Raw genomic sequence first — 8,390 nt, 5'->3', positions numbered from 1 at the left:
CCCCTCCTCTGAATTCTGAAATCCGGTCTTCTCTGCGAACGTGCAGAACCGAACCGGTTTCTCAGAGGGAGACGAGGTCGGACGTCACGGGCACCAATGGCGCCGGACGGAGGTACGAGAGTACAGGTGGACGGATGCAGAGGCAAATCGGGCCGACGGACCCGGACAGGCCGCCACGCGCGTGCTCACCGGAACCGGCGGCCCCCATGTCATACGCTTCTGATCAGCTCGCCGATTCAGGACAAGTCAGGACACACGACGACGGTGACCGCTCGGTCCCCGCGCCTGGGAGGCTTCCATGACCACCGTGACGTCCCCGCTGGCCGGGCGTGCCATCGGTCTCGCGGCCGTGCCGGATCCGGTGTTCTCCGGAGTGATGGTGGGGCCCGGTACCGCCGTCGATCCGGTCCGTGGACCATCCGTCGCCGTGGCCCCGGTCGACGGCATCGTCGTCTCACTGCACGCGCACGCCTTCGTCGTCGTGGACGTTGAGGGGCACGGGGTGCTGACGCATCTGGGCATCGACACCGTGCAGCTGAACGGCCAGGGCTTCGAACTGCTGGCCGCCAAGGGCGACACCGTACGGCGCGGTGACCCGATCGTCCGCTGGAACCCGGTCGAGGTGGAGGCCTCGGGGAAGTCTCCGGTCTGCCCGGTCGTCGCGCTGGAGACCACTCCCGACGCACTCGCCGACGTGGCCGAGGGCGTCGACGTGCCTTCCGGCGGCACGCTGTTCACCTGGCGGTGACCCACCGCCCTCCCGCCGGCCGCGGGGCCTTGGCGGGAGGGGCGGGCAGTAGGCGGACGCGTTCCGCCTACGAGACTGAACCGGTCGGAGATCCGGAGACGGGCGAGGGTGAAGGTGAGATGGAGACAACGCTTCGAGGGATCGGCGTCAGCCACGGGTTGGTGATCGGCGAGGTGCGGCACATGGGCACCGCCGAGCTGGAACCGCCGACCCGGCAGACCACCCGGGACGAGGTGCCGCACGAGCGAAGGAGAGCGCGCCAGGCGGTGGAGGCCGTGGCCGCCGACCTGACCGCGCGGGGGAACCTCGCGGGCGGTGAGGCCCAGGACGTGCTGGAGGCCCAGGCCATGATGGCCCGGGACCCGGAGCTGATCGCCGATGTCGAACGGCGCATCGCCGTGGGCAGCACCGCCGAGCGCGCGGTGTACGACGCGCTCGCCGCGTACCGGGCGCTGCTCGCGGGGGCCGGCGACTACCTCGCCGGGCGGGTCGCGGACCTGGACGACGTGCGGAACCGGATCGTCGCCCGGCTGCTCGGGGTCCCGATGCCGGGGGTGCCGAACAGCGACAGGCCCTATGTGCTGGTCGCGCGGGATCTGGCACCCGCGGACACCGCGCTGCTGGATCCGTCGCTCGTCCTCGGTCTCGTGACCGAGGAGGGCGGCCCCACCAGCCACAGCGCCATTCTTGCCCGGGCACTGGGAGTGCCCGCGGTGGTGGCCCTGCGGGGCGCCGTCGAACTGGCCGAGGGGACGGTCGTCGCGGTGGACGGCAGTACGGGCGTGGTCACCGTGGATCCGGACCCGGAGCAGCGGGAGGAGATGCTCAGGGCCGCCGGGGAGCGCAGGGCCGCGCTCGCGTCCGCCACCGGCCCGGGCGCGACATCGGACGGGCACAAGGTGCCGCTGCTGGCGAACATCGGCGGTCCGGCGGATGTGGCGGCCGCGGTGGAGGCGGGTGCGGAAGGGGTCGGCCTGTTCCGTACCGAGTTCCTGTTCCTGGACTCCGGTGGGAAGGCGCCGTCGGAGAAGAAGCAGGTAGAGGCGTACCGGCAGGTGCTGGAGGCGTTCCCGGAGGGGCGTGTGGTGGTGCGGGTGCTGGACGCGGGCGCGGACAAGCCGCTGGAGTTCCTCACCCCCGCCGAGGAACCCAACCCCGCGCTGGGCGTGCGCGGGCTGCGTACGCTGCTCGGCCGTCCCGAGGTGCTGCGCACCCAGTTGCGGGCGCTCGCCAGGGCCGCCGAGGGGCTGCCGGTGTATCTGGAGGTCATGGCGCCGATGGTTGCCGACCGGGCCGACGCCAGGGCGTTCGCCGACGCCTGCCGGGACGCGGGGCTGCGGGCGAAGTTCGGCGTGATGGTGGAGGTCCCCTCGGCCGCGCTGAGGGCCCGGTCGGTGCTGCAGGAGGTGGAGTTCCTGTCCTTGGGCACCAACGACCTGGCGCAGTACACCTTCGCCGCCGACCGGCAGGTGGGCGCGCTGGCCCGTTACCAGGATCCGTGGCAGCCGGCGCTGCTGGATCTGGTGGCCATGTCCGCGGAGGCCGCCGGGGCCGAGGGCAAGGGCTGCGGTGTCTGCGGTGAGGCCGCCTCCGATCCGCTGCTCGCGTGTGTGCTGGTCGGGCTGGGTGTCACAAGCCTGTCCATGGGTGCGAAGGCCATTCCCCACGTACGTGCGGAGCTGTCCAGGCGGACCATGGCGCAGTGCGAGCGAGCGGCGTCAGCCGCGCGTGCGTCGGACAGCGGTGAGCAGGCGCGGGCGGCCGCGCAGTCGGTGCTCTCCGGGGAGTGAGCGTTGCTCGTCGGGGTGTGGGGTTCCGGCCGTCCCGCAGCGGGACGGCCGGAACCGGAGGGCGGGAGTCAGTGGTCGTCCTTTCGCCGCTCGTGCCTTCGGTCCTCCGCCGTGTGCTCCGGCAGCGGGAAGCCGGCCCGGTAGACAAGGCCTGGCTCCGGTGGGACCGGCCCTCCGGTGCGGGCGTCGGTGCAGTAGGCGGAGAAGACCTCTGCCTCGGTGAGGGGGCGGAGGCGGCCGTCGTTCAGGCTCCAGCCGCGCACCTGCTCGTCGCCGTCGCGGATGGTGCGCATCACCACTCCCCCCGGCCGTCCGGTGGCCAGCCCCGCGGCGAGCACCGTGCGGAAGGCCGACTCCTCGGCGGTGGCCGCTCCCGTACCGCCGCGTGAGGTCCGCTCGGTGTGGAGGACGGCGACCAGGGGGCCGGTGGCCCCGGTGACGCTGCACACCAGGTGGTGGGTGCCCGGGCCGGCTCCGGCGGTGAGCCGGTCCAGGATGCCGGAGGCGGCGTCGAGGGCCTCTTGTTCCAGGTCTTTTCCGCAACCGGGGCACCGGCCGAGGCCGGTGAGGGTGTCGGTGGCGCGTTCCCCGGCGTCCTGGCGCTCCCAGCCGTCGAGCAGCAGGGGCAGCAGCCGGTCCAGGGGCTGTCCCCGGTAGCGGACGGTGGCGCCGGTCGCGGCGATCTCGGCCACGTAGCGTGCGCGGCTGTCGGGGGTGTCGGGGTCGATCCGCTCCTGGGCGCAGAAGTGCGCGTAGTCGTCCGGCTCGAAGAGACCGACACGGGTGTGGACGCCCTGGGTGGTGAGTGAGCGCAGCAGTCCCTCCGTCTGCCGCAGGTAGCGGTGGTGATCGTCGAAGGTGAACGTGGTGTAGCGGCGCATGGCCGCGAAGCCGGCCGGATCGGCCACGACGGCGACCGTGCTGGGCGCCTCGCGGCGCAGGGCCCTCCGCGCCGTCTCCGGCCCGCGGCGGTCGCGCCTTTCGTGGTGTGGCATGTCGCCATCCCCCTCGATGGTGTGTTCGTTTGGCGACTCACCGTAATCGAGGGGGCTGACAACGGGCCTCGGACAGGCTCAGGAGGTGCGGCGTTCCCTGGCCAGGCGCTCGTAGAAGCGCAGGAGCGCTACGTCGTCGACCGAGCCGGGGTTGACCGCCTTGTCGAGTTCGGCGCCCTGGAGGAGGCGTTTGACCGGGACCTCCAGCCGCTTGCCGGTGAGGGTGTGGGGGACGCCCTCGACCTCGATGATCTCGTCGGGGACGTGCCGGGGTGAGAGCTGTTCGCGGATGGCCCGCTTGATCCGGTCGCGCAGGGCGTCGTCGAGGCGGACGCCATGGGCTAGGTGGACGAACAGGGGCATCCAGTAGCCGCCGTCGGGCTGTTCCGCGCCGATGACGAGGGATTCGCGGATCTCGGGGAGGCGTTCGACGACCTCGTAGATGTCGGCCGAGCCCATGCGGACGCCCTGCCGGTTGAGGGTGGAGTCGGAGCGGCCGTGGATGACGACGGTGCCGCGTGAGGTGAGGGTGGTCCAGTCGCCGTGCCGCCACACGCCGGGGAACATCTCGAAGTAGCTGTCGCGGTAGCGGGAGCCGTCCGGGTCGTTCCAGAAGCGGATCGGCATGGACGGCATGGGGCGGGTGACGACCAGTTCGCCGACCTCGTCGACCAGCGGCCTGCCGTGCGGGTCCCAGGACTGCAGGTCGGTGCCCAGGCCGGGGGCCTGGAGTTCGCCGATGTGGACGGGGAGGGTGGGGACGGCGCCGGCGAAGCAGCTGCACACGTCGGTGCCGCCGCTGACGGAGGCGATCCACATGTCCTGGGCGACCTCGTCGTGGATCCAGCGGAACCCGTCGGGCGGGAGGGGGGAGCCGGTGGTGGCGACGCACCTGACGCGGGAGAGGTCGAGGTCGCGGCCGGGGTGGACGCCGGCCTTGCGGCAGGCCATGACGTAGGCGGCGGAGGTGCCGTAGAAGGTGGCGCCGGTGCGTTCGGCCACGCGCCACTGGGCGTCGGTGCCGGGGTGGCCGGGGCTGCCGTCGTAGAGGACGACGGTGGTGCCGGTGAGCAGGCCGGAGACGAGGAAGTTCCACATCATCCAGCCGGTGGAGGTGTACCAGAAGAAGCGGTCTCCGGGGCCGAGGTCGCAGTGGAGGCCGAGCTGCTTGAGGTGCTCGACCAGGATGCCGCCCTGGGACTGGACGATGGCCTTGGGCAGTCCGGTGGTGCCGGAGGAGTACAGCACCCACAGCGGGTGGTCGAAGGGGACGGGTTCGAAGACCGGTTCGGCCGGAGCGCCGTCGGCGGCGGTCAGGGCGTTCCACTCCAGGGCGCCTTCGGGGGCCTTGGTGCCGAGCAGGGGGATGTGGACGACGGCGCGCAGGGAGGGCAGTTCGCGGCGCAGTTCGGCGACGGTGCCGGTGCGGTCGTGCTCCTTGCCGCCGTAGCGGTAGCCGTCGACGGTGAACAGGACGACCGGTTCGACCTGCTGGAAGCGGTCCAGGACGCTGCGGGCGCCGAAGTCGGGGGCGCAGGAGGTCCACACGCCGCCGACGGCGGCGGTGGCCAGCAGGGCGACGGCGGCCTGGGGGATGTTGGGCAGGTAGCCGCTGACGCGGTCGCCGGGGCGCACCCCGAGGCGGCGCAGTTCGGCGGCGAGCGAGCCGACCTGGCGGCGCAGCTCCGCCCAGGTGACGGGGACCGGTTCGTGGCTCTCGCCGGCGTACAGCAGGGCGGGGGTGTCCGCGCGGGCCGGGTCCTCGCCTGCGCGCAGGGCGTGTTCGGCGTAGTTGAGGGTGGCGCCGGGGAACCAGCGGGCTCCGGGCATGGCGGGGTCGGCGAGGACGGTCTCGTACGGGGTGGTGAAGCGTACGTCGAACCACTCGGTGACCGCCTGCCAGAAGGCTCCGAGTTCCTCGACGGACCAGCGGTGCAGCGCGGCGTAGCTCGCGGCCGGGTCGCCGGGGGCGGCGGCGGGGGCGCCGAATCGTTCGGCGGCCCATGCCTGGAAGCGGGTGATCCGGGCGCCCTCGATCCGGTCGGGGCCGGGGCTCCACAGGGGCTCCGGCTGGTCTGCGGTCGTCGGTGCGGCGCTGTGCGCGGCGGTCATGGCGGCTCCCGGGCTGTTTTCACGCTTCGTGTGCGTTCGCCTCTCCGCACCGCTCGGCCCCTGGGATGGTGGCCGGGGGCGTGCGGGTGCGCGGCGGCTGTGCAGGACTGTGCCATGTGATCGGTTTCCGCACCAGGGCCGCTCCCCCATACCGGGGGGCCGGACGGTGTGGTTCAACCACGGGGGGACGTCCGGTGAACGGCGGTTGAACGCGGCATCTGCCGCTCGCCGGTGATGGCACTCTGATCAGCATGGATGCACGTGACCTGGTGCGGTCGGTGAGATTGGTCGGTGCGGCGCAGGGGTTGCGTGCGGCGCGGTCCGCGTGGCGGGGGCGGCGCACGGACGCCCGGGCGCTGCCGCGCGGCGGCCGGGAACGGGCGCGGGTGCCGGGTCCGGCGCGGGGGGCGGAGCCGCGGCCGGGCGGTGGGGTGGTGCACTTCGAGCGGTCGTCGCTGCGGGTGCGGGTGACGGCGGGCGGGATGGTGTTCTGCGGCTGGGACGGCGCGGCGCCCGAGCCGTCGTACGCGCTGGCGGGCTCGTATCCGCAGGCGGATCCGCGAGCGGTGCTGGAGCCGGACAAGGACGGCGGCTGGCGGGTGGTCTCCGAGCGGGTGCTGGTGACGGTGACCCGGCTGGGTGCGGTGGAGGTGCGCACCCCGGGCGGTGTGGTGCTGCGCCGTGATCTGCCGCCGCGCTGGTGGGAGCCGGCGGACGGTGCGGAAGAGGGTGCGCGGGGTGGTGCGGGGAGCCGCTGGACGCAGCGTTCGGAGGTGCCGGCGGACGCGCGGTTCTTCGGCCTGGGCGGGCGGGCTCCGGGGCCGAGGCTTCGCGGCGGCCCGTACCGGCTGTGGAACGCCGGTCCGGTTCCGTTCCGGACCGGGCGCGGGGCGCGGTCGCTGACGATGCCGGTCCTGTGGGTGGTGGCGGACGCGGGCGGCCATCTGGTCTTCCACGACAACTCCTGGGACGGCCTGGTGACGTTGCGTGAGGGCCTGGAGGGCGCGGGTTCCGGTCACGACCGGCCGGGCCGGTGCGAGGTGCGGATGTCGGGCGGTCCGCTGCGCTACTGGGTGCTGACGGGGGCGCCCTCGCGGGTGCTGCACGGCTGGCGGGCGCTGACGGGCGCGCCCGTGCTGCCGCCCCGGTGGGCATTGGGCCACCAGGCGGGCCTGTGGGGGACGGGGGGCGAGCGCGAGGTGCGGCGGGTGGTGGCGGGGTACGCCGAGCGGGGGCTGCCGCTGAGCGCCGTGCATCTGGGGGCGGGCCACCAACAAGGGCGGCGGGGGTTCACGGTGGACTCCGGAGGGTTCCCGGACCTGCCGGCCCTGGCGGAGGCGCTGCGCGGGCCGGACGGGGACGGGGTGCGGCTGGTGTCGTGCGTGGATCCCGCGGTGCGGGCGGAGCCGGGTGATGCGGTGTACGACGGCGGGCTCGGCGAGGACGCCTTCGTCCGGGATCCGGTGGGCGGGCCGGTGCGCGGGCTGGGCCCGGCGGGTGAGGCGGTGTACCCGGACTTCACCGATCCGCGGGTGCGCAAGTGGTGGGGAGGGCTGTACTCCGAGCGGCTGGCGCGGGGTTTCGCCGGGTTCTGCCACGAGATGAACGATCCGGTCTCCCTGGCGGCCTTCGGTGACGCGACGCTGCCCCGGTCGGCCGGGCACTGCCTGGAGTCGCGCGGCGGCGACCACCGGGAGGCGCACAACGTCTACGCCCTGGCGATGGCACGTGCGGGTTTCGAGGGGCTGCGGGGTCTGCGGCCCCATGAGCGGCCGTTGCTGCTGTCGCGCTCGGGCTGGGCGGGTCTGCAGCGCTACGGCGGCACCTGGACGGATCAGACGTCGGCCGGCTGGGAGGGACTGCGGGACGCACTGGCCCAGGTGATCGGCCTGGGACTGTGCGGGGTGCCGTACTGCGGTGCGGACGTGGGGGGTCCTGCGGGGTCGCGGCGACCGTCGGCGGAGTTGTATCTGCGCTGGTTCCAGCTGGCCGCGTACCTGCCGCTGTTCCGCACCCCGGCCGTGCCGGGTCCCGGGCGGCGGGAGCCGTGGGAGTTCGGTCCGGAGGTGCTGGAGCATGTGCGGGCGGCGCTGCGCGAACGGCAGCGGCTGCTGCCGTACTTCGCGACGCTGGCCCGGCTGGCGCACCGCTCGGGGGCTCCGTACGTGCGCCCGCTGTGGTGGGCCGCGCCGAAGGACCGGGCGCTGCGGGAGTGCGAGGACGCGTTCCTGCTGGGGGACGCGTTGCTGGTGGCGCCGGTGCTGGAGCCGGGGGTGGTGCGCCGTACCGTGCGGCTGCCGCGCGGGTGGTGGTACGACACGGCGACGGGGCAGGTGCACAGGGGCCCGGGCCGGGTGGTCGTCGAGGCTCCGCGGGCGCAGATACCGGTGTTGGCCCGGGCGGGGTCGGTGGTGCCGGTGGCCGGGCCGGAGGGCGGGACCGAGCTGGAGGTGTGGGCTCCGCCGCCCGGGCGTACGGGTGGCGGGGTGGTGGCCGCGGACCCGGGGGACGGCTTCGGGCGGGTGGAGCTGGAGCGGTTCTCGGTGCGGGTGCTGGGCCAGGAGGTGGTGGTGGCGCGGGAGGGGAGCCCGGAAGTGGGGTACCCGGTGCGGGTGCGCGGCTCGGGGACGTGAGCGCACGGAGGGCGCGGGGCGTCCGCGCGGGGCGCGCGGGCGGTCTTCCGCGGTGTGCCGGGCACCTGGTAGACGGAGGGGTCATGCCGATCAGGGAACCGATCACTTCGCC

The 8,390-nt window shown here is 73.9% G+C and carries 5 protein-coding genes; 3 read left to right on the top strand and 2 right to left on the bottom strand.

All coding sequences use genetic code 11. From position 1 onward, the window contains the following. Positions 1 to 298: 298 nt before the first annotated feature. Positions 299 to 748, top strand: coding sequence for a PTS sugar transporter subunit IIA (locus ACW69E_RS06545; protein WP_457497220.1), 450 nt, complete (start codon positions 299 to 301; stop codon positions 746 to 748). Between the two features lie 119 nt (positions 749 to 867). Further along, on the top strand, positions 868 to 2,538 hold the full coding sequence (gene ptsP / locus ACW69E_RS06540) for a phosphoenolpyruvate--protein phosphotransferase (RefSeq protein ID WP_457497219.1): 1,671 nt from the start codon (positions 868 to 870) through the stop codon (positions 2,536 to 2,538). A 68-nt stretch (positions 2,539 to 2,606) separates the two neighbouring features. On the opposite strand, the gene ACW69E_RS06535 is transcribed toward ptsP, so the two are convergent. Beyond that, a complete protein-coding gene (locus ACW69E_RS06535) occupies positions 2,607 to 3,533 on the bottom strand; it encodes a hypothetical protein (protein WP_457497218.1) in 927 nt (308 codons plus the stop codon). A 78-nt stretch (positions 3,534 to 3,611) separates the two neighbouring features. Then, complete coding sequence (locus ACW69E_RS06530) at positions 3,612 to 5,645, bottom strand: acetoacetate--CoA ligase (protein ID WP_457497217.1); 2,034 nt, start codon at positions 5,643 to 5,645, stop codon at positions 3,612 to 3,614. A gap of 251 nt (positions 5,646 to 5,896) precedes the next feature. Between ACW69E_RS06530 and ACW69E_RS06525 the strand changes: the two genes are divergently transcribed. After that, on the top strand, positions 5,897 to 8,278 hold the full coding sequence (locus ACW69E_RS06525; RefSeq protein WP_457497216.1) for a glycoside hydrolase family 31 protein: 2,382 nt from the start codon (positions 5,897 to 5,899) through the stop codon (positions 8,276 to 8,278). The last annotated feature ends 112 nt before the right edge of the window (positions 8,279 to 8,390 follow it).

The sequence above is a fragment of the Streptomyces sp. SS8 genome, assembly GCF_054072955.1.
This window is presented reverse-complemented; position numbering and strand designations above follow the sequence as displayed.

Excerpts from the sequence above, each read along its gene's own strand:
- ACW69E_RS06545 (WP_457497220.1), top strand. The coding sequence starts at position 299 with ATGACCACCGTGACGTCCCCGCTGGCCGGGCGTGCCATCGGTCTCGCG.
- ptsP (WP_457497219.1), top strand. The coding sequence starts at position 868 with ATGGAGACAACGCTTCGAGGGATCGGCGTCAGCCACGGGTTGGTGATC.
- ACW69E_RS06535 (WP_457497218.1), bottom strand. The coding sequence starts at position 3,533 with ATGCCACACCACGAAAGGCGCGACCGCCGCGGGCCGGAGACGGCGCGG.
- ACW69E_RS06530 (WP_457497217.1), bottom strand. The coding sequence starts at position 5,645 with ATGACCGCCGCGCACAGCGCCGCACCGACGACCGCAGACCAGCCGGAG.
- ACW69E_RS06525 (WP_457497216.1), top strand. The coding sequence starts at position 5,897 with ATGGATGCACGTGACCTGGTGCGGTCGGTGAGATTGGTCGGTGCGGCG.